15 protein-coding genes are annotated in these 22,816 nt (G+C 71.6%); 4 read left to right on the top strand and 11 right to left on the bottom strand.

Translation table 11 applies throughout. The features are described 5' to 3' along the window. Positions 1 to 23: 23 nt before the first annotated feature. From EIM48_RS01625 to EIM48_RS01635, 3 genes are read right to left on the bottom strand one after another with little or no spacing between them, the layout of a single operon-like run. The gene (locus tag EIM48_RS01625; protein ID WP_019397030.1) at positions 24 to 680 is read right to left on the bottom strand and encodes a type 4a pilus biogenesis protein PilO; all 657 of its coding nucleotides are present in this window, start codon (positions 678 to 680) and stop codon (positions 24 to 26) included. Beyond that, a complete protein-coding gene (locus EIM48_RS01630; RefSeq protein ID WP_019397031.1) occupies positions 677 to 1,432 on the bottom strand; it encodes a PilN domain-containing protein in 756 nt (251 codons plus the stop codon). Before EIM48_RS01630 ends, EIM48_RS01625 begins: the two co-directional genes overlap by 4 nt. Further along, complete coding sequence (locus EIM48_RS01635) at positions 1,432 to 2,490, bottom strand: pilus assembly protein PilM (protein ID WP_019397032.1); 1,059 nt, start codon at positions 2,488 to 2,490, stop codon at positions 1,432 to 1,434. The genes EIM48_RS01630 and EIM48_RS01635 overlap by 1 nt, the downstream gene beginning before the upstream one ends. Positions 2,491 to 2,704: 214 nt before the next feature. Here EIM48_RS01635 and EIM48_RS01640 point away from each other — a divergent pair, with 214 nt between their 5' ends. Next, on the top strand, positions 2,705 to 5,143 hold the full coding sequence (locus EIM48_RS01640) for a penicillin-binding protein 1A (protein ID WP_125076014.1): 2,439 nt from the start codon (positions 2,705 to 2,707) through the stop codon (positions 5,141 to 5,143). Positions 5,144 to 5,220: 77 nt separating this feature from the next. Beyond that, positions 5,221 to 5,841 (top strand): hypothetical protein, encoded by a 621-nt coding sequence (locus EIM48_RS01645; RefSeq protein WP_028915916.1) that lies wholly within the window; start codon positions 5,221 to 5,223, stop codon positions 5,839 to 5,841. Between the two features lie 67 nt (positions 5,842 to 5,908). On the opposite strand, the gene EIM48_RS01650 is transcribed toward EIM48_RS01645, so the two are convergent. From EIM48_RS01650 to EIM48_RS01685, 8 genes are all read right to left on the bottom strand, one after another. Further along, the gene (locus tag EIM48_RS01650) at positions 5,909 to 7,198 is read right to left on the bottom strand and encodes a citrate synthase (RefSeq protein ID WP_028915917.1); all 1,290 of its coding nucleotides are present in this window, start codon (positions 7,196 to 7,198) and stop codon (positions 5,909 to 5,911) included. A 272-nt stretch (positions 7,199 to 7,470) separates the two neighbouring features. After that, positions 7,471 to 7,719 carry a type B 50S ribosomal protein L31 gene (locus tag EIM48_RS01655; RefSeq protein WP_125110948.1) on the bottom strand — a complete coding sequence of 83 codons (249 nt, stop codon included), beginning with the start codon at positions 7,717 to 7,719 and terminating at the stop codon, positions 7,471 to 7,473. A 97-nt stretch (positions 7,720 to 7,816) separates the two neighbouring features. Then, positions 7,817 to 8,758 carry a nucleoside hydrolase gene (locus EIM48_RS01660; RefSeq protein ID WP_028915919.1) on the bottom strand — a complete coding sequence of 314 codons (942 nt, stop codon included), beginning with the start codon at positions 8,756 to 8,758 and terminating at the stop codon, positions 7,817 to 7,819. Positions 8,759 to 8,836: 78 nt separating this feature from the next. Beyond that, positions 8,837 to 10,969 (bottom strand): ATP-dependent DNA helicase RecG, encoded by a 2,133-nt coding sequence (recG, locus tag EIM48_RS01665; protein WP_125110949.1) that lies wholly within the window; start codon positions 10,967 to 10,969, stop codon positions 8,837 to 8,839. 10 nt (positions 10,970 to 10,979) lie between these two features. Then, positions 10,980 to 11,360, bottom strand: a complete 381-nt coding sequence (locus EIM48_RS01670) for a RidA family protein (protein WP_019399241.1) — start codon at positions 11,358 to 11,360, stop codon at positions 10,980 to 10,982. Between the two features lie 81 nt (positions 11,361 to 11,441). Continuing rightward, positions 11,442 to 13,613: a bifunctional (p)ppGpp synthetase/guanosine-3',5'-bis(diphosphate) 3'-pyrophosphohydrolase gene (locus EIM48_RS01675; protein WP_125110950.1), complete on the bottom strand. Its 2,172-nt coding sequence runs from the start codon at positions 13,611 to 13,613 to the stop codon at positions 11,442 to 11,444. Between the two features lie 82 nt (positions 13,614 to 13,695). Then, positions 13,696 to 15,882 (bottom strand): bifunctional (p)ppGpp synthetase/guanosine-3',5'-bis(diphosphate) 3'-pyrophosphohydrolase, encoded by a 2,187-nt coding sequence (locus EIM48_RS01680; RefSeq protein ID WP_199728368.1) that lies wholly within the window; start codon positions 15,880 to 15,882, stop codon positions 13,696 to 13,698. Positions 15,883 to 16,031: 149 nt separating this feature from the next. Next, the gene (locus EIM48_RS01685; RefSeq protein ID WP_019399244.1) at positions 16,032 to 16,592 is read right to left on the bottom strand and encodes a Dps family protein; all 561 of its coding nucleotides are present in this window, start codon (positions 16,590 to 16,592) and stop codon (positions 16,032 to 16,034) included. Between the two features lie 98 nt (positions 16,593 to 16,690). Here EIM48_RS01685 and hrpA point away from each other — a divergent pair, with 98 nt between their 5' ends. Beyond that, positions 16,691 to 20,884, top strand: coding sequence for an ATP-dependent RNA helicase HrpA (gene hrpA, locus EIM48_RS01690; RefSeq protein WP_125110952.1), 4,194 nt, complete (start codon positions 16,691 to 16,693; stop codon positions 20,882 to 20,884). Between the two features lie 59 nt (positions 20,885 to 20,943). Next, the gene (recQ, locus tag EIM48_RS01695) at positions 20,944 to 22,812 is read left to right on the top strand and encodes a DNA helicase RecQ (RefSeq protein WP_233581609.1); all 1,869 of its coding nucleotides are present in this window, start codon (positions 20,944 to 20,946) and stop codon (positions 22,810 to 22,812) included. Positions 22,813 to 22,816: the final 4 nt, after the last annotated feature.

Here is a 22,816-nt window from a genome sequence, read left to right on the forward strand (position 1 = left end):
CCAAGAAACGACTGGCGTGCATCTCAGCGACCTCCCGCGTTTGCATTCGCGCCCTCGACGTCGGAAATCTCGTTCTCGTCGAGGTAGCGGTACGTCTTGACCGTGCCGGAAAGCTCCAGCGCGCCGGTGCGGCTGACGCCGCCGCCGCGCTCCATCGGCTTGAGCGAGATGTCGTGCATGGTCAGGATCACCACCCGCGGCAGCGAGGCCACGCCGCTGACGAAGGCGCCGAACTGGTGGTAGTTGCCCACCATGCGCAGCCTGATCGGCTTCTCGGCGTAGAACTCGCGCGGCATCTCGTCAAGCGGCTGGAACAGCTCGTTGGACAGGCCGCTGGACAGCGCGGTCTGGGAGATGTCGACGATGAGGTCGGGCATCTCGGTCTTGCTGGGCAGCTGGCGCAGCATCTGCTGCAGCACCTGCTCCATCTGCGCCAGCTGCTGGCGCAGCGGCTCCAGGTTGGCGGCGCGGCCCTGTTCGCGCTCGAACTCCTGGCGCAGGGAGGCCTCCTCGCTCTCCAGGCCCAGCAGCTCGTCGCGCTTGCCGCTGATCAGGGCGAACCAGGCCACCGCCATGATGATGATCGCGACCAGCACGCAGAACACCACCTTGGCCTGCTGCGGCCAGGAGCCGATGTTGTTGAAGTCGAGTTCGCTGAGCTTGACCTTCTTCTTGCTCATGACGCCGGTCCTCCCGCGGCGTTGGCCGCCGGCTTGTTCCCCTGGTCCACGGCCGCCTCGGCGGCCTCGCCGGCCGGCTGCGCCGCGTCGGCCGCGGCCGGGTCCGCGGCGGCGGCCGCCGCCTCGGCCTCGGCCTGCGCGGCCAGCGCCTCCGGATCGATTGCCTGCCCGCCGTTCGCGTCGGCGCCGGGGTTGGCGAGCTGGACCTTCAGGGTGAAGTCGTACGGCAGCGAGCGGGCGCCACTGGTCATCGGCGCCTTGTTGTCCTTGCGCGCCTCGATGATCGACAGGTCCGGCTTGGTCATCCAGCCGGAGGTCTCGAGGTTGCGCATGTAGTTGGAGACGCGCGCGTTGGACTGCGCGGTGCCCTGCAGGGTCAGGATGTTGCCTTCCTGCTTGAGCGCGGTCAGGACCACGCCGTCGGGGATGGTGCGCACCAGCGAATCGAACAGGTGGACCATCTGCGAGCGGTTGGCCTGCAGCTCCTCGATCACGGCCTTGCGGTCCAGCAGCCGCTTCTTCTTCTTGTCGAGCTCGGCGATTTCCTTGTTCTGCTCCTTGACCTTCCCGATCTCGGCGCGCAGGAAGTCGTTGCGCTGGTGCTGGCCGCTGACTTCCATGTCGTAGTGGAACCACACCAGGATCGACAGCAGGATGCCGCCCAGGGCGGCGGCGCCGAGCATGGCCTGGAACTCGCGCTGGCGCTGCTTGCGGCGCTCGGCGCGCCACGGCAAGAGGTTGATGCGTGCCATCAGTCGAAGCTCCTCAGGGCCAGGCCGGTGGCGATCATCAGTGCCGGCGCGTCCTGGGCCAGCGCGTGCGCCTGCACGCGCGGCCCGAGGGTCATCTGCGCCAACGGGTTGGCGACCTGGGTCGGCACGCCCAGCTGCTCCTCGACCATCTCCGGCAGCCCGGCGATGGAGGCGCAGCCGCCGGCCAGCACGATCTGGTCGACGCGGTTGAACTCGCTGCCGGCGTAGAAGAACTGCAGCAGGCGGCTGACCTGCTGCACGGCCGCTTCCTTGAACGGCTCCAGGACCTCCAGCTCGTAGGTCTCCGGCAGCCCGCCCTGGCGCTTGGCCTGGCCGGCTTCCTCGTAGGTCAGGCCGTAGCGGCGCATCACCTCGTCGGTGAGCTGCTTGCCGCCGAACAGTTGTTCGCGGCTGTACAGGCTGCGGCCGCCGCGCAGGACGTTGAGCGTGGTCATGGTCGCGCCGATGTCGATCAGGGCGACCACGCCGTCGCGGCCGACCGGCAGGTCGTCGGCGATCAGGGCGAACGCGTTCTCGACCGCGAAGGCCTCCACGTCCATCACCTTGGCGGTCAGCCCACCGAGCTCCAGCGCCGACTGGCGCAGCTCGACGTTCTCCGAGCGCGAGGCGGCCAGCAGGACCTGGACGGTCTCGGGGTTGTTCGGCATCGGGCCGAGCACCTCGAAGTCCAGGTTCACTTCCTCGATCGGGTACGGGATGTAGTTGACCGCCTCGAACTCGACCTGGGCCTCCAGTTCGTCCTCGTCAAGGTCGGCCGGCATCGGGATCACCTTGGTGATCACCGCCGCGCCGGCGACCGCCGCGGCGGCGTTCCTGGCCTTGGTGCCGGAACGGGTGACGGCGCGCCGGATGGCCTCGCCCACCGCCTCGACCTCGACGATGTTCTTCTCCACCACCGCGTTCGGTGGCAGCGGTTCGACTGCGTAGTGTTCGACGCGGTAACGGTTGCCGCTGCGCGACAGCTGCAGCAGCTTGACCGCAGTCGAGCTGATGTCGACGCCGATCAGCGGCGACTGGCTTTTCGGGATGAGCCCCACGGTTTCTCCCCTGCCGACGGGCACTTGGACGCAACTGCTGTGCCCGCGCATTAAAAATGGCCTTTTCAGGCTTGGCAACCCTCCCGCGGCAATGGGTCGCTCGACCCGCTACCGGCTGTCTGGCTGCCTGACCTGGTTCCCCAAGGATGCCCCCCCGGCGGCATCCTGCGCTCATCTATACTCTGCGGCCGCGAAATCTGCAATCGGAACCGTGATGCCCCGTCTCCGCCGCGTGCTCCGCTGGGCCCTGGTCGCCACCGCCGGCCTGGCCCTGGCCGGGCTTGTCGTCCTGGCCCTGCTCTACCGGAGCATCGCGGCCGACCTGCCCGACGTCTCCGCCCTGCGCCAGATCGAGCTGCAGGAGCCGCTGTACGTGCATACCGCCGACGGCAAGCTGATGGCGGTGTTCGGCGAGGCCCGGCGCTACCCGGTGACCATCGACCAGGTGCCGCTGCGCCTGCGCCAGGCGTTCCTGGCGATCGAGGACGCGCGCTTCTACGAGCACGGCGGCGTCGACTACAAGGGCACCGCGCGCGCCATCTGGCTGATGCTCACCACCCGCAGCCTCAAGGTCCCCGGCGGCTCCACCATCACCCAGCAGGTGGCGCGCCAGGTCTACCTGAGCCCGGAGGTCAAGCTCAAGCGCAAGGCCGCGGAAATGCTGCTGGCCATGCGCATGGAGCGGGAGCTGAGCAAGGACGAGATCCTGGCCCTGTATCTCAACAAGAGCTTCTTCGGCAACCGCGCCTACGGCGTGGCCGCGGCCGCCGAGTTCTACTACGGCAAGAAGCTGGACGAGCTGGACCTGGACGAGATGGCCTCGCTGGCCGGCATCCCCAAGTTCCCCTCCTCCGGCAACCCGCTCAACAACCCCGAGCGCGCGAAGATCCGCCGCGACTACATCCTCGACCGCATGGCCGAGCTGGGCTTCGTCAGCGCGGCCGAGGCCGCCCAGGCCAAGGCCGTGCCGATGCACGCCGGCGCCCACGAGCCGCCGCTGGAGGCCTCGGCGCCGTACGTGGCCGAGATGGTCCGCCAGGAGATGATCGAGCGCTACGGCCCGGAGGCCCTGACCCAGGGCTACCGCGTCACCACCACCATCGACTCCGCGTTCCAGGCGGCGGCGGACAAGGCGGTGCGCGACGGCCTGCGCCTGTACGACCACCGCCACGGCTGGCACGGGGTGGAGCGCCACGTCGAGCTCCCCGCCGATGCCGACGACGCGGTGCTGGCGCGCGAGCTGCGCGGCACCGCGGCGCAGGCCGACCTGCTGCCTGCGATCGTGGCCGCCACCGCCGCCGACGGCAGCGCCGAGGTGGTGCTGGCCGATGGCAGCCGCGCCACCCTGGCCGCCGGTTCGGCGCGCTGGACGAACAAGAACCCGGCCGCCCTGCTCAAGCGCGGCGACGTGGTGCGGGTACGCCAGGACGGCGACGCCGGCCTGGTCCTGGACCAGGTGCCGCGCGGCCAGGCCGCGCTGGTGTCGCTGGACGCCAACACCGGCGCGTTGCGCGCCCTGGTCGGCGGCTACAGCTTCTCCGGCAACAAGTTCAACCGCGCCACCCAGGCCCGGCGCCAGCCCGGCTCCAGCTTCAAGCCGTTCGTGTACGCGGCCGCGTTCGAGAAGGGCTTCAACCCGGCCTCGATCGTGCTCGACGCCCCGGTCGTGTTCCGCGACCGCCGCGGCAAGACCTGGTCGCCGCAGAACGACGACGGCGGCTTCCGCGGCCCAATGCGCCTGCGCGAGGCCCTGGTGCAGTCGCGCAACCTGGTCTCGGTGCGCATGCTCGACGCCATCGGCGTGGACTTCGCCCGCACCTACATCACCCAGTTCGGCTTCGACGAGGCGGAACTGCCGCCCAACCTGTCGATGTCGCTGGGCACCGCCTCGCTGACCCCGCTGTCGGTGGCGCGCGGCTACGCGGTGTTCGCCAACGGCGGCTCGCGGGTGGATCCGTGGTTCATCGACGAGGTCCGCGACCGCGACGGCAAGGTCATCTTCAAGGCCGAGCCGGCGGTGGCCTGCCGCGGCTGCGGCGGCGGTTCGGCCTCCGCCGCGGCGCCGCAGGTGGTGGACGGCTTCAACTTCGGCGCGCTGCCCGCGCCGGGCCAGGCACAGGCGCAGCCGGCGCCGGCGCGCGAGGCCCTGCCGCAGCCGCCGGCCGGCAAGATCGCGCCGCGGGCGATCGACGAGCGCACCGCCTACCAGCTGGTGTCGATGATGCGCGACGTGGTCCTGCGCGGCACCGGCACCGCGGCCCGGGTGCTGGGCCGCGAGGACGTCGGCGGCAAGACCGGCTCCACCAACGACCACCGCGACGCCTGGTTCTCCGGCTTCGGCGGCAACCTGGCCACCACGGTCTGGGTCGGCCGCGACGACTTCAAGTCACTGGGCTACCGCGAGTATGGCGGCAAGGCCGCGCTGCCGATCTGGATCGACTACATGAAGGTGGCGCTGGAAGGCCAGCCGGTGACGCCGAACGAGCCGCCGGAGGGCATGGTCAAGGTCTATGTCGACGGCTCCGGGCGGGTTTCGACCTTCGGCGAGGGCCTGGCCGAGTACATCAAGGTCGAGGACCTGGAGCGGTTGCAGAACAACCTCGACTACCTGGCGCCGGAGCACATGGACGAAGAGGCGTTCGACATCTTCTGAACGCCCGCGCGGCGCCGTGACCGCACCGTCACCGCGCTGCGCTACAGTCGTTCCCAGGTTCTGACGGGGGAATCGCCATGGGCCGCGCGCGCCAGCATGCGGAAGCCAGGCAGGGCGAACGCCGCCGCCGGCTCGCCAACGAGGCGGCGCGGCTGATGGCCGAGAGCGGCATCCGCGACTACAACCAGGCCCGGCGCAAGGCCGCCAGCCGCCTGGGCATCCACGACGAGGCCTCGCTGCCGCGCAACCAGGAGATCGAGGAGGCGCTGCGCGAGTACCAGCGCATCTTCCTCGGCCCGGCGCAGGCCGACGCGGTGCGGGTGCGGCGCGAGGCCGCGGCCCGCGCCATGGAGTTCTTCGCCGCCTTCCAGCCGCGCCTGGTGGGCCCGGTGCTGGACGGCACCGCCGACGCCGGCTCGCCGGTGGCCCTGCACCTGCACGCGGACGACCCGGAGGCGGTGGCCCGCTTCCTGGCCGAGCACCGGATCCCGGCCGAGCCGCGCGGGCGCCGCGTGCGCCTGGACCGCCGCCGCGAGCTGCAGGTCACCGCCTGGCTGTTCGAGGCCGAGGACCTGGCCTTCGAGCTGACCGTGCTGCCTGGCGCGGTGCTGCGCCAGGCGCCGCTGTCGGCGCTGGACGAGCGGCCGATGCCGCGCGCCTCGCTGGCCCAGGTGCGCGGCCTGCTGGCCGGCGGCTGAGCCGGCGGCCGCGCAAAAGGAAACGCCCCGCGGGTGCGGGGCGTTCCTGGTCGCGCTACGGCGCCGCTCAGCGCTGGGCGAACGGCTTGTAGTCGCGCACGTCCGAACCGGTGTAGATCTGGCGCGGACGGCCGATCTTCGCCTCCGGGTCGACCTGCTGCTCCAGCCAGTGCGACACCCAGCCGGCGGTGCGGCCGATGGCGAACATGACGGTGAACATCTCGGTCGGGATCTTCAGCGCCTTGTAGATGATGCCGCTGTAGAAGTCGACGTTCGGGTACAGCTTGCGCTGGATGAAGTACTCGTCCTTCAGCGCGGCCTCTTCCAGCTTCATGGCCACTTCCAGCAGCGGGTCGTTGACGCCCAGCTCGCCCAGCACCTTGTGGGTCATCTCGCGGATGATCTTGGCGCGCGGGTCGAAGTTCTTGTACACGCGGTGGCCGAAGCCCATCAGGCGGAAGCCCGAGTTCTTGTCCTTCGCCTTGGCGATGGCGGTGTCGACCTTGTCCGGGGTACCGATCTCCTCGAGCATCTTCAGCACCGCCTCGTTGGCGCCGCCGTGCGCGGGGCCCCACAGCGCGGTGATGCCCGCCGCCACCGAGGCGTACGGGTTGGCGCCGGTCGAGCCGACCAGGCGCACGGTCGAGGTGGAGGCGTTCTGCTCGTGGTCGGCGTGCAGGATGAACAGCAGGTCCAGCGCCTTGGCCACGACCGGGTTCAGCTCCAGCGGCTCGCTCGGCACCTCGAACATCATGTGCAGGAAGCGGCTGACGTAGTCGAGGTTGTTGCGCGGGTAGCGGATCGGCCAGCCGATCGAGTAGCGGTAGGCGGCGGCGGCCAGGGTCGGCATCTTCGCCAGCAGGCGGATGGCGGCCAGGCGGCGCTGCTCCGGATCGTTCAGGTCCAGGGTGTCGTGGTAGAACGCCGACAGCGACGCCACGGTGCCGGCCAGCATGGCCATCGGGTGCGCGTCGTAGTTGAAGCCCTGCAGGAAGTTCTTCAGGGACTCATGCATCATCGTGTGATGCGTGACCTCGTGCTCGAACTTCTTGAACTCGGCCTCGGTCGGCAGCTCGCCGTTCATCAGCAGGTAGGCCACCTCCAGGAAGCTGGAGTGCTCGGCCAGCTGCTCGATCGGGTAGCCGCGGTACAGCAGCACGCCCTTGTCGCCATCGATGTAGGTGATGGCCGACTTGCAGCTGGCAGTGGCGGTGAAACCGGAGTCGTAGGTGAAAAGGCCGGTTTCCTTCGTCAGCTTCGAGATGTCGATGCAGCCGTTGCCCAGGGTCGGCTTGAGCACCGGCAGGGTCACCGACTTGTCGCCGGCATTCAACGTGACCTGGTCGAGATTGGACACGGTGTGCGCTCCTCTTTGGGGTAAGCGCGATCCTTCGCGCGGGAGCGCAAGGGTCGCGGTAGGGGGGTCCGTGGCGGCACGCCGCGGAACGCCGGGATTATCGCATACCCATACGCCCCGGTCCGCTGGACGGAAGTCGTAGAAGCCGGGCGCAGGCGGCACGGTCCGTCCCATCGCGGCAAAACGCGCGCACGACGAAGCGGCCGCACGAGTGCGGCCGCTCCATCTGCATCACATCGGCCGGGTCGCCGCCGGTGGCGGCGCGCCCGGGATCAGCGCGCGTAGCGGCGCTGGAACTTGTCGATGCGGCCGCTGGTGTCCACGATCTTGTGCTTGCCGGTGTAGAACGGGTGCGAGGCCGAGGAGATTTCGATCTTGACCAGCGGGTACTCGTTACCGTCTTCCCACTTGACCGACTCCTTGGCGGTGGCGGCCAGGGTCGAACGGGTCAGGAACTTGAAGTCGGAGGTGACGTCGTGGAAGACGACTTCGCGGTACTCGGGATGGATGTCGGCCTTCATGGCGGCGCACCGTAGGCTGTAGCGGACTGAGCCCGGTATTCTAGCGGCTCGCCCCCGGCTGGTGCAAGCCGGGGGAAGGTCGCGGAACCCGCCCGGCTCAGCCGGCGGCCAGGGCCGCCCGCACCCGGGCGTCGAACCGGGCCTGGTCGTAACGCAGCAGGATCCGCGCATTGTCCGGGGCGCCGGTCTGGCGGTTCCAGTCCACCGCGGTCAGGCCGCGGGTCAACCGGCCTTCGGTCTCCACCGCCACCGGACGCTCGGCGGTCTCCAGCGCACCGTCCGGCTCCAGGGCCCAGGCCATGGCCAGCGCGTCGGCCGAATGCCAGTGGTCGCCGCGGCGGTCCTCGGACCAGAGCCGGGTCTGGCGCGAGATCGCGTCGTAGAACCTCGCGCGCGGGGAGTCGGCGGCCAGCCACTTCTCCACCTCGCGGTGGTGGAAGCCATGGGCCAGGGTGGCCTCCCAGTCGGCCAGGTCGTACTTCGGGAAACCGGACAACACCACGTGCGCGGCCTCCGGGTCGAAGCCGACGTTGAACTCGGCCACCGGGGTGATGTTGCCGTGGGCGCTGACCGCGCCGCCCATCACCACCAGCCGCGCCACGCGCTGCGGCAGGGTCGGGTCCAGGCGCAGGGCCAGGGCCAGGTTGGTCAGCGGCCCGAGCGCGACCAGCACCAGGCGCCCGGCGTGCTCGTGCGACAGGCGCAGGATCGCCAGCGCCGCGTGTTCGTCCTCGGCCTGGCCGGCCGGGTCGGGATAGCCGACGTCGCCGAAGCCATCGCGGCCGTGCACATGGGCCGCGTCCTCGCGCGGGGCGTGCACCAGCGGGCGGTCGCAGCCGGCGAACACCGGCACCTGCAGCTGGCCGGCGACCTCGCGCAGCTTCAACGCGTTGCGCACCGTGTGCTGCAGGCCGACGTTGCCGGCGGCGATGGTCAGGCCCACTACCTCGTGGCGCGGGTCGTTGAAGGCCATCAGCAGGGCAAGCGCGTCGTCGACGCCGGGGTCGGTGTCGATCAGCAGCGGGATACGGTCGCTCATCGTGTTCTCCATGAGAGGGCCGCGCAGTGTCGCGCCGCCGCGCGCGCAGGGCAATGCCGGGGGAACACGCGTGCGATGTCAGGCGCCGGCGTAGCGCGCCGCTCCGCCGACCCAGCGCGCGATCACGCGGTCGGCGGTCTCCGGCGCGGAGGCAAGCAGGCGGTCGGCGAGCTGGTGGACCTTCGGCAGCAGGTCGGCGTCGCGCGCCAGGTCGGCGATGCGGAACGCGGCCAGGCCGGTCTGGCGCGTGCCCAGCAGTTCGCCGGGGCCGCGCAGCTTCAGGTCTTCCTCGGCGATCACGAAGCCGTCGCCGGTCCGGCGCAGCACGTCCAGGCGCTGGCGCGCCATCGCCGACAGCGGCGGCTGGTACAGCAGCACGCAGGTCGAGGCCGCCGCGCCGCGCCCCACCCGGCCGCGCAGCTGGTGCAGCTGGGCCAGGCCCAGGCGCTCGGCGTTCTCGATGATCATCAGCGAGGCGTTGGGCACGTCCACGCCGACCTCGATCACGGTGGTGGCCACCAGCAGGTCGGTCTGGCCGTCCTTGAACGCGCGCATCGCCGCCTGCTTCTGCGAGGCCTTCATGCGGCCGTGGACCAGGCCCACGCGCACGCCCGGCAGCTGCGCGGTCAACTGCTCGAAGGTGCGCTCGGCCGCCTGCGCCTGCAGCCCCGGGCCCTGGCCGTTGCCGGCGTCCTCGGCCTCCTCGATCAGGGTGCAGACCCAGTACACCTGGCGGCCCTCGGCGCAGGCCACGCGGATGCGCTCGACCAGTTCCGGGCGGCGGTCGGCACTGACCGCCACGGTCTGCACCGGGGTGCGGCCGGGCGGCAATTCGTCGATCGCCGACACATCCAGGTCGGCGTAGGCGGTCATCGCCAGGGTGCGCGGGATCGGAGTGGCGGTCATCACCAGCTGGTGCGGCACGTGGCCGTGGGCCGGGCCCTTGTCGCGCAGCGCCAGGCGCTGCTGCACGCCGAAGCGGTGCTGCTCGTCCACGATCACCAGCACCAGGTCGTGGAAGGCCACGCCCTCCTGCATCAGCGCATGGGTACCGACCACCACCTGGGCGGCGCCTGAGGCTACGTCGGCCAGCGCCGCCGCGCGCGCCTTGCCGGTGACCTTGCCCGCCAGCCAGGCGACGCGGATGCCCAGCGGCTCCAGCCAGGCGCGCAGGTTGGCCAGGTGCTGCTCGGCCAGCAGCTCGGTAGGCGCGGCCAGCGCGACCTGGCCGCCACGCTCCACCGCCAGGGTCGCGGCCAGCGCCGCGACCACGGTCTTGCCCGAGCCGACGTCGCCCTGCACCAGCCGCTGCATCGGGCTGGGGCCGGCCAGGTCGGCGCGGATCTGTTCGAACACCCGGCGCTGTGCCCCGGTCAGGGCGAACGGCAGGCTTGCCTGCAGCCGCCGCGCCAGCTCGCCGGGGCCGTCCAGGGCGCGGGCGCGCAGCTGCTGCTGCGCCAGCCGCTGCCGGCGCAGGCCCAGGTGGTGGGCCAGCAGCTCCTCCAGCGCCAACCGGCGCTGCGCCGGATGGGTTCCGGCGGCCAGCGCCGCCAGGTCCTCGCCGGGCGCCGGCCGGTGCAGCACCAACAGCGATTCACGCAGCCCCGGCAGGCCGGCCAGGCCGGGCATGCCCGGCGGCAGCAGTTCCAGCGCCTCGGCCGGCGGCAACCGCTCCAGCGCCTGCGCGATCAGCTTGCGAAGGGTTGCCGGGCCCACGCCCTCGATCGCGGGATAGACCGGGTCCAGGGTGTCGCCCAGGCCCGGATCCTCGTCCGGCGCCAGGATCCGGTAGCTGGGATGGACCATCTCCAGCCCGTGCTGGCCGGGCCGCGGCGTGCCGAAGCAGCGCAGGCGCACGCCCGGGCGGAACTGCGCCACCTGCGCGGCGCGGAAATGGAAGAAGCGCAGCACCAGGGTGCGGCGCGAGCCGTCGCCCACCGCCACCCGCAGCACCGGACGGTAGCGGAAGCCGCGCTCGACCGCCTCGACCGTGCCTTCGACCTGGGCCGGCTCGCCGGGACGCAGGTCGGCGATCCCGGTCAGGCGGGTACGGTCCTCGTAGCGCAGCGGCAGCCAGAACCACAGGTCCTGGACCGTGGCCAGCCCGCGCGCGGCCAGGCTCCCGGCGAGCCGGGCGCCTACGCCGCGCAGGGACGCCAGCGGCGTGGCGCCCTGCCCTGCCAGCGCTGGCGCGGGGACCCGGGGTGCCACGCCTGCGCGGTCAGTCCAGCACCATCACCGCGTCGGCCTCGAACGCCACGCCCTTGGGCAGCGCGGCCACGCCGATGGTGGAACGGGCCGGGTACGGCGCGGTGAAGTACTGCTGCATCACCGCGTTGACCGCGGCGAACTGGGACAAGTCGGTCAGGTACAGGCCCAGGCGCACGATCCGGTCCAGCGAACCGCCGGCCGCCTCGGCCACCGCCTTGAGGTTCTCGAACACCTGCCGCGCCTGTGCCTCGATGCCGCCCTCGACCACCTCGCCGGTGGCCGGCACCAGCGGGATCTGGCCGGAGAAATACACCGTGTTGCCGCTGCGCACGGCCTGCGAGTAGGGGCCGATGGCGGCCGGGGCGTGGTCGGTGTGGACGATCTGCAGCATGGGGGCGGATTCCCGGGTGGTGTAGGACAGGGGCGGATTCTAGCGTCCCGCGCCGCCGCCGGCCCGGGGTGGCGGCGGCCGCTACTGGCGGCGCACGCCCTGGACGACGTTGAGCCGGCGCAGGCGGCGGATGACCTCGGCCAGGTGGGTGCGGTCGCGCACCTGGATGGCGAAGCGCAGCTGCGCGGCGTTCATGTCGCGGTCCAGGTAGTCCACCCGCTCGATGTTGGACTGGCTCTGCGCCACCGCCGCGGCCAGCTGCGCCAGCACGCCGGTGTGGTTCTCCACGTCCACGATCAGCGAGGTGTCGTAGTCGCCGGTGACGTTCGGGTCCCAGTCGATCGGCACCCAGCGTTCGGGCGACTTGCGGAACTCGGCCAGGTTCGGGCAGTCCAGGCGGTGCACCACCACGCCCTTGCCGGAGGTGTGGTAGCCCATGATCTCGTCGCCGGGTATCGGCTGGCAGCAGTTGGCGAAGCTGACCACCCCGCCCTCGGTGCCGTTGATCAGGATCTTCTCCTGCGAGTGCTTGGACTGGGCGCCGCCGCGCAGCTCGGCATAGGCCATCAGCGCCTGCGCCGCCTGGCTGGGCATCCAGTTGCCCAGCGCCACCTCGGCCAGGAACGCCTCCAGGCGCGGGAAGCGGTGCTCGGCCAGGAACGACTCCAGGCGCTTGGCCGGCAGGCGCTCCAGCGAGCTGCCCATCGCCTCCAGCGCGCGGTCGAGCATGCGGTGGCCCAGCTGCACCGCGTCCTCGTGCTCCAGCTGCTTGAGCTGGTGACGGATGGATGTGCGCGCCTTGCTGGTGACCACGAACTCCAGCCACTGCGGCTTGGGCGCGGCCGACTTGGCGGTGATGATCTCCACGGTCTGGCCGCTGGAGAGCTTGGTCTTCAGCGGCACCAGCTTCTTGTCCACGCGTGCGGCCACGGCCTGGTTGCCGACGTCGGTGTGCACCGCGTAGGCGAAGTCCAGGGCGGTGGAGTTGCGCGGCAGGGCCAGGATCCGGCCCTTGGGGGTGAACAGGTAGACCTCGTCCGGGAACAGGTCGACCTTGACATTCTCCAGGAACTCCAGCGACGAGCCGGCGGCGCGCTGCGACTCGATCAGCTCCACGATCCATGCGTGGGCGCGGCTCTGCGCGCTGTTGGGGCTGTCGCCGCCGTGCTTGTAGGTCCAGTGCGCGGCGATGCCGCGCTCGGCGATCAGGTCCATCTCCTCGGTGCGGATCTGCACCTCGATCGGCGAGCCGTAGGGGCCGAACAGCACCGTGTGCAGCGACTGGTAGCCGTTGGCCTTGGGGATGGCGATGAAGTCGCGGAAGCGCCCGTCCAGCGGCTTGAACTGGGCGTGCACCGCGCCGAGGGCGTGGTAGCAGTCGGCCACCGAGCGCACCACCACGCGGAAGCCGAACACGTCCATCACCTGGTCGAAGCTTTTGCCCTCGCTGCGCATCTTGTTGTAGATGCTCCAGGGGGTCTTGATCCGGCTGACCAGGCGGTGCTCCAGGCCTTCGCGGGCCAGGCCCTGCGACAGCTGCACCTCGACCTGGGCCATCGACTCGCGGCGCACCACCGGCTGGCTGCGGATGTGCTTCTCGATGATGGCGTGGCGCCAGGGATGCAGGGCGCGGAAGCCGAGGTTCTGCAGCTCGGACTTGACCAGGCTCATGCCCAGGCGCTGCGCGATCGGGGCGTAGATCTCCAGGGTCTCGCGCGCGATCCGCGCCCGCGCCTCGCGGCTCTGCGCGCCCAGGGTGCGCATGTTGTGCAGGCGGTCGGCCAGCTTGATCATGATCACGCGCAGGTCGCGCGACATGGCCAGCAGCATCTTGCGGAAGCTCTCGGCCGCCGCCTCCTGGCGGTCGCGGAACTTGAGCTTGTCCAGCTTGGTGACGCCGTCCACCAGCAGGGCCACGTCCTCGCCGAACTGGGCGGCCAGCTCCTCGCGGGTGAGCGGGGTGTCCTCGATGGTGTCGTGCAGGATCGCGGCGACCAGGGTCTCCACGTCCAGGCCCAGCTCGGCCAGCACCGTGGCCACCGCCACCGGGTGGGTGATGTAGGGCTCGCCGGACTTGCGGGTCTGTCCGGCATGGGCCGTGGCCCCCACCCGCCAGGCCTCGCGCAGCAGCGGCAGCTGCTCGACCGGGAGGTAGGAAGCGGCGCGCTCCAGCTCGAGGACGTAGTCGGGGACCGGCTCGCCGGTGGCCGGCGGCGCGCTCGCGACTGCCTGTGCTGAAGTGCCTGGGTTCATGCGCAAAAGCCTATGCCAGCGGGCTGTCGGCGGCAAACCTTGCGGCGCCCGCGGCGACGTGCATCCGCCCCGTTTCCGCGCCTCAACCGAGCCTCCACGCCCGCTCCACGCCCGGCAGCGCGTCCAGCTTGCCCAGCAGGGTGGCCAGCTGGCCGTAATCGTTCACCCGCAGGCGCAGGCGCAGCTGCAGGCGGCCGTCGGCGTGCAGGTCCGAGCGGATGTCGGCCACGTGGGCGTCCTCCTGGGCGATCAGGGTGGTGACGTCCTTCAGCAGCCACTTGCGGTCCACCGCCCGCACCGCCACGTCGACCTCGTAGCCGCTGCCGCCAGAGCACCACTCCACCGGCAGCACGCGCTGCGGCTGGGCCGCGGCCAGGCGGGCGAAGGAAGCGCATTCGGCGCGGTGCACGGTCACGCCGCGGCTACGCGTGAGGTAGCCGGTGATCGGCTCGCCCGGCACCGGCTGGCAGCAGCGCGCCAGCTGCACCAGCAGGTTGCCCACGCCCTCCACGGTGAAGCCAGGCCGCGGCCTGGCACGCGCCGCCTGGCGGCTGGCCGGGCGTGGCGGCAGCGCCGGCGCGGCCTGGATGGCGGCGGCCTCGGCCGCGCGCTCCAGCTCGTGCAGCGCGCGCCCGATCTGGTGCGGGCCGACGTCGCCGAGGGCGACCTGGATGTACAGGTCGTCCACCGTCTCGGCATGGAACTTCTTCGCCACCGGGGCCAGGTCGGCGGCCTGCAGGCCCAGGCGCTTGAGCTCGCGCTCGAGCAGCTCGCGGCCGGCGGCGACGTTGCGCGAACGGTCCAGCTTGTGGAACCAGGCGCGGACCTTGTCGCGCGAGCGGCCGCTGGCCAGGTAGCCGTTGGCCGGCAACAGCCAGTCGCGCTTGGGGTCCGGCTCCTTGCCGGTCAGGATCTCGACCTTGTCGCCGCTGCGCAGGCGGTAGCCCAGCGGCACGATGCGGCCGTTGACCTTGGCCCCGCGGTAGCGGTGCCCGACCATGGTGTGCACGTGGTAGGCGAAGTCCAGCGGGGTGGAGCCGCGGGGCAGGTCGATCACCTCGCCCTTGGGGGTCAGCGCGTAGACCCGCTCCTCGACCAGCTCGGCGTCCAGCGCCGCGGCCAGGCCCTCGTCGCGGTTTTCGGACGCATGCTCCAGCAGCTGCCGCATCCACGCGATCTTGCGCTCGAACGCGCGGCCGGCGCCCTTGCCGGCCGCGCTGCCGCCGGTCTCCTTGTAGCGCCAGTGCGCGGCCACGCCCAGCTCGGCCTGCTCGTGCATCTCGCGGGTGCGGATCTGCACCTCCAGCGTGCGTCCCTCCGGACCGACCACCGCGGTGTGCAGCGAACTGTAGCCGTTGGGCTTGGGCCGGGCGATGTAGTCGTCGAACTCCCCCGGCACCGGCACCCACAGCGAATGGACCACGCCCAGGGCGGCGTAGCAGGCGGCCACGTCGGCCACCATCACCCGCACCGCGCGCAGGTCGTAGAGCTTGTCCAGCGGCAGCTGCTTCTTCTGCATCTTCCGCCAGATGCTGTAGATGTGCTTGGGCCGGCCGCTGATCTCCGCGGCCAGCCCGTGCTCGGCCAGGGCCCGGCCCAGCTGGGCCTTGACCGATTCGATGTAGCGCTCGCGGTCGGCGCGGCTTTCGTCCAGCTCGTGGGCGATGCGGCGGTAGGTGTCCGGCTCCAGCGCCCGGAACGCCAGGTCCTCCAGTTCCCACTTCAGTTGCCAGATGCCCAGGCGGTTGGCCAGGGGGGCGTGGATGTCGCGGGTCAGCTGCGCCAGCGCGCGCTGCTCCTCGCCCGGCAGGTCCTGGGCGGCGCGCATCCGCGCCAGCTGCCGCGACAGCAGCACCGGCACCACGCGCAGGTCCTGGATGATCGCCAGCAGCAGCCGGCGCAGGCCCTCGCCGTTGCGCCCGGCCTCGCGCCCGGCGTGCAGGGCCCAGACCTGGTCGGCCGCGTCCTGGCCGTCGAGCAGGCCGGTCACCGCCGGCCACTGCGCGCATACCCTGGCGGCCACCACCGCACGCAGCCCCGGCAGGTCGTACAGCAGGGCGGCGGCCAGCGCCGGCTCGTCGGCGTCCAGGGCGACCAGGTTGCGCAGGGTATCGGCGATCACCGGCCACGGCAGCGAGGCCTGGTGCCCGGTGCCCCCGGCGTCCCATGCCTGCAGCAGCAGCTCGCGCAGGCTGGCCGGCAACCGGGACGCGGCCGGGTCCCGCAGCAGGGCATGCAATCCGTCGATGGAGGGGCGCGACAAGGCCATTCCGGCGCGTGGGGTTGTGCCTACACTAACGATCAATGCACCGCGCCAACAAGCCGGCCCCGCCATGGACGGACGCCGGGGCGCTGCGTACGCCAAAACAGATGCGGCCGCCCTGGGGCGGCCGCAAGAGGGGGTACCGCGGCGGCCGCTTATTCCAGCAGCGAGCGCAGCATCCAGGCGTACTTCTCGTGGGTCTGCAGGCGCTGGGTCAGCAGGTCCACGGTCGGGTCGTCGCCGGCCTCGTCGGCGATCCTGAGCACGCTGCGCGCGGTGCGGCACACCGCCTCGTTGCCCTCGACCAGCTGCTGGACCATGCCCTTCCAGTCCGGCACGCCGTCGGCGCCCTGCTCCTCGCGGATCGAGGTCAGGCGGGTGAACTCGGCGTAGGAACCGGGGGCGTTGAAGCCCAGCGCGCGGGTGCGCTCGGCGACCTCGTCCAGCGCGTTCCACTGCTCGGTGTACTGGTCCATGAACATCGCGTGCAGCGAGTTGAACATCGGGCCGGTCACGTTCCAGTGGAAGTTGTGGGTCTTCAGGTAGAGGGTGAAGGCGTCGGCCAGGAAGCGCGCCAGTCCCTCGGCGATCTCCTTGCGGTCGTTGGCGTCGATGCCGATCTCGATGCGCGAGGTGGACGCGACCGGGTTGAGGCCGGTGGCCTTGCGCGGCTTGGTGGAAGCGGTGGATTTCGTGGCGGGCTTGGCCTTTGCCATGTTGCACTCCTGGGGCTTGGGTCCACGGAATGGGTGGGGACTGTCAGAATAGACACTAACCCCGAAAGCGTTATGCAAAGTTTCACACGGCCCCATAGATGGAATCGATAACCGACGACCTGCGACAGGCCCTCGACGATGGTCGGGTTGCGATTTCCGGTGCCCTCAGCCGCGACCGCGGCCGCCTGCACGGGCTGTGGTCGCGCTGGCGCGGCAAGCCGGCCGACGCCGAACTGCGGGCGCGCTTCGAGCAGGCACTGGCGGCCTCGGTCGCCGCCTGCCGCGCGCGCGCCGAAGGGCTGCCGCAGGTCCCCCTGGACCCGGCCCTGCCGATCACCGCCGAGGCCGAGCGCATCGTCGAACTGGTGCGCCAGCACCAGGTGGTGGTCGTGGCCGGCGAGACTGGCTCGGGCAAGACCACCCAGCTGCCCAAGCTGTGCCTGGCCGCCGGGCGCGGCGTGGCCGGGACCATCGGCTGCACCCAGCCGCGCCGGATCGCCGCCCGTGCGGTGGCCGCGCGCGTGGCCGAGGAGCTGAAGACCCCGCTGGGCGGGATGGTCGGCTACCAGGTACGCTTCACCGACAACGTCGGCCCCGATACCCGGGTCAAGTTCATGACCGACGGCATCCTGCTGGCGGAGATCGCCTCCGACCGCTGGCTGTCGGCCTACGACACGATCATCGTCGACGAGGCCCACGAACGCAGCCTCAACATCGACTTCCTGCTGGGCTACCTCAAGCAGCTGCTGCGCAAGCGCCCGGACCTCAAGCTGATCGTCACCTCGGCGACGATCGACACCGCGCGCTTCGCCCGCCACTTCGACGACGCGCCGGTGGTCGAGGTCGCCGGCCGCACCTACCCGGTGGAAGTGCGCTACCGGCCGCCGGACGGCCCGCTGGAGGAGCCGCCGGCGCAGACCGGCCGCAAGCCGGCGCGGCACGAGCGCGAGGCCGACCCGGTGGCGGCGATCACCGCCGTGGTCGACGAGATCACCGCCGAGGACCCGCGCGGCGACGTGCTGGTGTTCCTGCCCGGCGAGCGCGAGATCCGCGACGTGCACCGCGCCCTGGAGAAACGCCAGTACCGTTCCACCAAGGTGCTGCCGCTGTACGCGCGGCTGTCGGCCAGGGACCAGGACCGGGTGTTCAACCCCGGCCCGCAGCGGCGCATCGTGCTGGCGACCAACGTCGCCGAGACCTCGCTGACGGTGCCGCGGATCCGCTACGTGATCGACCCCGGCGATGCCCGGGTCAAGCGCTACAGCCCGCGCTCGAAGATCGACCGCCTGCACGTGGAGCCGATCAGCCAGGCCAGCGCCAACCAGCGCAAGGGCCGCTGCGGCCGCGTGTCCGAGGGCGTGTGCTACCGCCTGTATTCGGAGGCCGACTTCCTCTCCCGCCCGGAATTCACCGACCCGGAGATCCGCCGTTCCAGCCTGGCCGGGGTGATCCTGCGCATGCTGCAGCTGGGCCTGGGCCGGATCGAGGACTTCCCGTTCCTGGAGCCGCCGGACGAACGCGCCATCGCCGACGGCTGGCAGCAGCTGATCGAGCTGGGCGCGGTCGAGGACGCCGGCAACGGCCAGCGCCGGCTGACCGCGATCGGCCGGCAGATGGCGCGCCTGCCGGTGGACGTGAAGCTGTCGCGCATGCTGGTGGCGGCACAGGCCCATGGCTGCCTGCGCGCAATGCTGCCGATCGCCGCCTTCCTCGGCGTGCAGGACCCGCGCGAGCGCCCGGCCGACGCGCGCGAGGCCGCCGACAACGCCCATGCCCAGTTCGCCGATCCGCGCTCGGAGTTCGTCGGCATCCTGCGCCTGTGGCAGGCCTACGACGACGCCCATGGCGAGCTGACCCAGTCGAAACTGCGCGACTGGTGCACCAAGCGCTTCCTCGGCTTCCTGCGCATGCGCGAATGGCGCGAACTGCACCGCCAGCTCAGGCTGCTGTGCAACGAGCTGGGCTGGAGCGAGGAGGAGCCGGAACGCTCCCTGCTGCCGTTGCTGGCCGGCGCGCCGGCCCCGGGCGAGGCCCGCCAGGGCAACCGCCCCAGCCGCGGCGAGCTGCACCGCGCCGCGCGCCTTGCGCGCGAGGGGAAAACGGAGTCGGAGCCGCTTTCCCCCGCTTCACGCTCGCCATCGCCGCCTCCCCGCTCGGAAAGTGGCTCTGACCCCGTTTCCGGGGAAGGCCGCTTCGGCGCGCGCGAGCGTGCCGCCGCCTACCAGGCGCTGCACCGCGCCCTGATCGCCGGCCTGCCCACCCAGCTCGGCCACCGCACCGAGAAGGGCGACTTCCAGGCCCCGCGCCAGCGCCGCTTCCAGCTGTTCCCCGCCTCGCCGCTGGCCAAGAGGCCGCCGCCGTGGGTGCTGGTCGCGACCCTGCTGGACACGCAGAAGGTCTGGGGCCTGACCGCGGCGGCGGTCGAGCCGGACTGGGCGATCGCCGAGCTGCCGCACCTGCTGGCGCGCAAGCACTTCGACCCGCGCTGGTCGCGCGCCCAGGGCAACGTGCTGGCCTCCGAGCAGATCAGCCTGTTCGGCCTGGTACTGGCGCCCAAGCGCCCGGTCCACTACGGCCGCATCGACCCGGCCGGCGCCCACGACCTGTTCGTGCGCCAGGGCCTGGTCACCGGCGAGATCGACACCAGGGCCTCGTTCGTGGCCGCCAACCTCAAGACCCTGGAGCAGGCGCGCGAGGAAGAGGCCAAGCTGCGCCGCGCCGGCCTGGTCGCCGACGAGGACTGGCAGGCGCGCTGGTACCTGGACCGGATCCCGGCCGAGATCCACTCGGCCACCGCGCTGGATGCCTGGTACCGCAAGCTGGAGCAGGAGAAGAAGCAGGCCCTGCGCTGGTCGCTGGCCGACCTGCTACCCGGCGAGGGCCAGCAGGGCGACCTGTATCCGAAGTACTTCGCGCTGGGCGACGCGCGCCTGCCGCTGCACTACAGGTTCGAGCCGGGCGCGGCCGACGACGGCGTCACCCTGGAGGTGCCGCTGCCGCTGCTCAACGCGCTGGATCCGGCGCGGCTGTCGTGGCTGGCGCCAGGCTTCGTCGCCGACAAGGCCGCCGGCCTGATCCGCACCCTGCCCAAGGCCATGCGCCGCAACTACGTGCCGGCGCCGGACTTCGGCCGCGCCTTCGCCGAGGCTTTCCCGCAACCCAGCGCCGACTCCATTGCCGGCGAGCTGGCGCGCTTCCTCACCCGTACCACCGGCAGCCCGGTGTCGGCGCTGGACTTCGACGAGGCCGCGCTGGAACCGCACCTGCGCATGAACCTGCGCCTGCGCGAGCTGCCGGACCGCGGTGGCAAGGTGCTGGCCGAGTCGCGCGACCTGGACGACCTGCGCGCGCGCTTCGGCGAACGCGCCGCGCGCGCCTTTGCCGCCCGCGCCGCCAACGCGCTGGCCACCAGCACCCGCGAGCTGCGCGAGTTCCCCGGGGAGCCGCTGCCGCTGCAGGTCACCGGCGAGGCCGGCGTGCCCGGTTTCCCGGCGCTGGTGGACGAAGGCACGCATGCGGTGCTGCGGGTGTTCGCCGACCGCGCCCAGGCCGAGGCCGCACACCCGCGCGGCGTCGACCGCCTGCTGCGCATCGCCCTGGCCGACAAGGCCAGGCAGGCGCGCAAGCAGCTGCCGGTCTCGCCCAAGCTGGGCCTGCTCTACGCGGCGATCGAGCAGTTCGGCGGATCGCCGCAGGACAAGGCGCAGGAAAAGGAACAGTTGCGCGCCGACCTGGTCGAGGCCGCGCTCAACGCGGTGCTGGCCGACGGGCTCGGCGAAATCCGCGACCACGCCGCATTCCAGAAGCGCGCCGAGGCCGCCGGCCGCCAGCTGTTCGCCGAGGCCATGCAGCGCCTGCAGCTGGCCGAGCAGATCCTGGCCGCGGTGGCCGCGCTCAAGCCGAAGCTGGAAGCCCCGCTGATGGGCTGGGCCGGCGCCAACCTCGACGACCTGCGCGCGCAACTGGACGGCCTGGTGCATCCGGGCTTCCTGCGCCACACCCCGGCCGAGGCACTGGCGCAGTTCCCGCGCTGGCTCAAGGGCATGAGCCTGCGCGCCGAGCGCGCCCTGCGTGATCCGGCGCGCGACCAGGCGCGCATGCTGGAGCTGAAGCCGTTCACCGATGCCCTGGCCGCGGCCGCCGCGCGCGGCGTGGCCGACCAGCCGGGCTGGCAGTCATTGCGCTGGGAGGTGGAGGAGTTGCGGGTGCTGCTGTTTGCGCAGGAACTGGGTTCGCGCGGCGGCGTCTCGCCAAAGAAGCTGGCGCAGAAGCTAGCCGCGCTGGCGGATTGAGCCCGGATGCAAGCGATTCTGTTCATGCCGGCACCGGCGCGCGCCGGTATCCTTGGCCCATGCAGGAATCCTTGAACGCCACGCCGTCGCGCGCCGGCAGCGCGACCGTGGCGCGCGATGCGTTGTCCGTGCTGCGCCAGGTGTTCGGCTACGATGCCTTCCGCGGCCAGCAACGGGACATCATCGAACACGTCGCCGCCGGCAACGACGCCCTGGTGCTGATGCCCACCGGCGGCGGCAAGTCGCTGTGCTACCAGGTGCCGGCGCTGCTGCGCGAAGGCACCGGCATCGTGGTCTCGCCGCTGATCGCGCTGATGCAGGACCAGGTCGAAGCGCTGCTGCAGCTGGGCGTGCGCGCCGCCTGCCTCAACTCGACCCTGGACGCCGAACAGGCCCGGCAGGTCGAGCGCGAACTGCTCGACGGCACGCTCGACCTGCTCTACGTCGCCCCGGAGCGGCTGCTGACACCGCGCTTCCTGTCGCTGCTGGAGCGCAGCCGCATCGCCCTGTTCGCGATCGACGAAGCCCACTGCGTCTCGCAGTGGGGCCACGACTTCCGCCCCGAGTACCGCGAGCTGACGGTGCTGCACGAGCGCTGGCCGCAGGTACCGCGCATCGCCCTGACCGCCACCGCCGACCCGCCCACCCGGCGCGAGATCGCCGAGCGCCTGGCGCTGGAGGAAGCGCGTTGCTTCCTCAGCTCCTTCGACCGCCCGAACATCCGCTATTCGGTGGCGCACAAGGACAACCCGCGGCGGCAGCTGCTGGACTTCCTCGGCGGGCATCGCGGCGAATCGGGCATCGTCTACTGCCTGTCCCGGCGCAAGGTCGAGGAGACCGCGCAGTTCCTCGCCGGCCAGGGCATCTCCGCCCTGCCCTACCACGCCGGCCTGCCGGCCGAGGTGCGCGCCGGGAACCAGCGCCGCTTCCTGCGCGAGGACGGCATCGTGATGTGCGCGACCATCGCCTTCGGCATGGGCATCGACAAGCCGGACGTGCGCTTCGTCGCCCACCTGGACCTGCCCAAGTCGATCGAGGGCTATTACCAGGAGACCGGCCGCGCCGGCCGCGACGGCGAGCCGGCCGAGGCCTGGATGGGTTATGGCCTGGGCGACGTGGTCCTGCTGCGGCAGATGATCGAGCAGTCCGAGGCCGGCGAGGAACGCAAGCGCCTGGAACGGCGCAAGCTGGACCAGCTGCTGGGCTATTGCGAGACCGCCGGCTGCCGCCGCCAGGCGCTGCTGGCCGCGTTCGGCGAGGCCTACCAGGCGCCGGATGGCCGCCAGGGCTGCGGCAACTGCGACAACTGCCTGCAGCCGGTGCGCACCTGGGATGCGACCGAGGCCGCGCGCAAGGCGCTCAGCTGCGTGTACCGCACCGGCCAGCGTTTCGGCGCTGCGCACCTGATCGAGGTGCTGCGCGGCGCGGACACCGAGAAGATCCGCCAGTTCCGCCACCACGAACTGTCCACCTACGGCATCGGCAGCGACCTGGACGCCAATACCTGGCGCAGCGTGTTCCGCCAGCTGGTGGTCGCCGGGCTACTGGAGGTCGATGCCGAGGGCCACGGCGGCCTGCGCCTGGGCGCGGCCGCGCGGCCGGTGCTCAAGGGCGAGCGCCAGGTGCTGATGCGCGAGGAACCGGCGCGCCGTTCCGGCCGCGGCGGCAGCGACCGCCCGAGCCAGAGCACGCTGCATGTGGATTCGTACGATCGCCCGCTGTTCGACGCCCTGCGCGCCTGGCGCGCCGCGCTGGCGCGCGAGCAGAACGTGCCGGCCTACGTGATCTTCCACGACCGCACCCTGCGCGACATCGCCCAGCTGCGCCCGGCCACGATCGGCGAACTGGCGCGGGTCGGCGGCGTCGGCGGCGGCAAGCTGGCGCGCTACGGCCAGGACGTGCTGGACGTGATCCGCGAGTACGGCTAGCGCT

It is taken from the genome of Pseudoxanthomonas sp. SGNA-20 (genome assembly GCF_003931635.1).
Classification (GTDB): domain Bacteria; phylum Pseudomonadota; class Gammaproteobacteria; order Xanthomonadales; family Xanthomonadaceae; genus Pseudoxanthomonas.

Coding starts and splice junctions, on each gene's coding strand:
- EIM48_RS01625 (WP_019397030.1), bottom strand. CDS start 680: ATGAGCAAGAAGAAGGTCAAGCTCAGCGAACTCGACTTCAACAACATC.
- EIM48_RS01630 (WP_019397031.1), bottom strand. CDS start 1,432: ATGGCACGCATCAACCTCTTGCCGTGGCGCGCCGAGCGCCGCAAGCAG.
- EIM48_RS01640 (WP_125076014.1), top strand. CDS start 2,705: ATGCCCCGTCTCCGCCGCGTGCTCCGCTGGGCCCTGGTCGCCACCGCC.
- EIM48_RS01645 (WP_028915916.1), top strand. CDS start 5,221: ATGGGCCGCGCGCGCCAGCATGCGGAAGCCAGGCAGGGCGAACGCCGC.
- EIM48_RS01655 (WP_125110948.1), bottom strand. CDS start 7,719: ATGAAGGCCGACATCCATCCCGAGTACCGCGAAGTCGTCTTCCACGAC.
- EIM48_RS01660 (WP_028915919.1), bottom strand. CDS start 8,758: ATGAGCGACCGTATCCCGCTGCTGATCGACACCGACCCCGGCGTCGAC.
- EIM48_RS01670 (WP_019399241.1), bottom strand. CDS start 11,360: ATGCTGCAGATCGTCCACACCGACCACGCCCCGGCCGCCATCGGCCCC.
- EIM48_RS01675 (WP_125110950.1), bottom strand. CDS start 13,613: ATGAACCCAGGCACTTCAGCACAGGCAGTCGCGAGCGCGCCGCCGGCC.
- EIM48_RS01680 (WP_199728368.1), bottom strand. CDS start 15,882: ATGGCCTTGTCGCGCCCCTCCATCGACGGATTGCATGCCCTGCTGCGG.
- EIM48_RS01685 (WP_019399244.1), bottom strand. CDS start 16,592: ATGGCAAAGGCCAAGCCCGCCACGAAATCCACCGCTTCCACCAAGCCG.
- hrpA (WP_125110952.1), top strand. CDS start 16,691: ATGGAATCGATAACCGACGACCTGCGACAGGCCCTCGACGATGGTCGG.
- recQ (WP_233581609.1), top strand. CDS start 20,944: ATGCAGGAATCCTTGAACGCCACGCCGTCGCGCGCCGGCAGCGCGACC.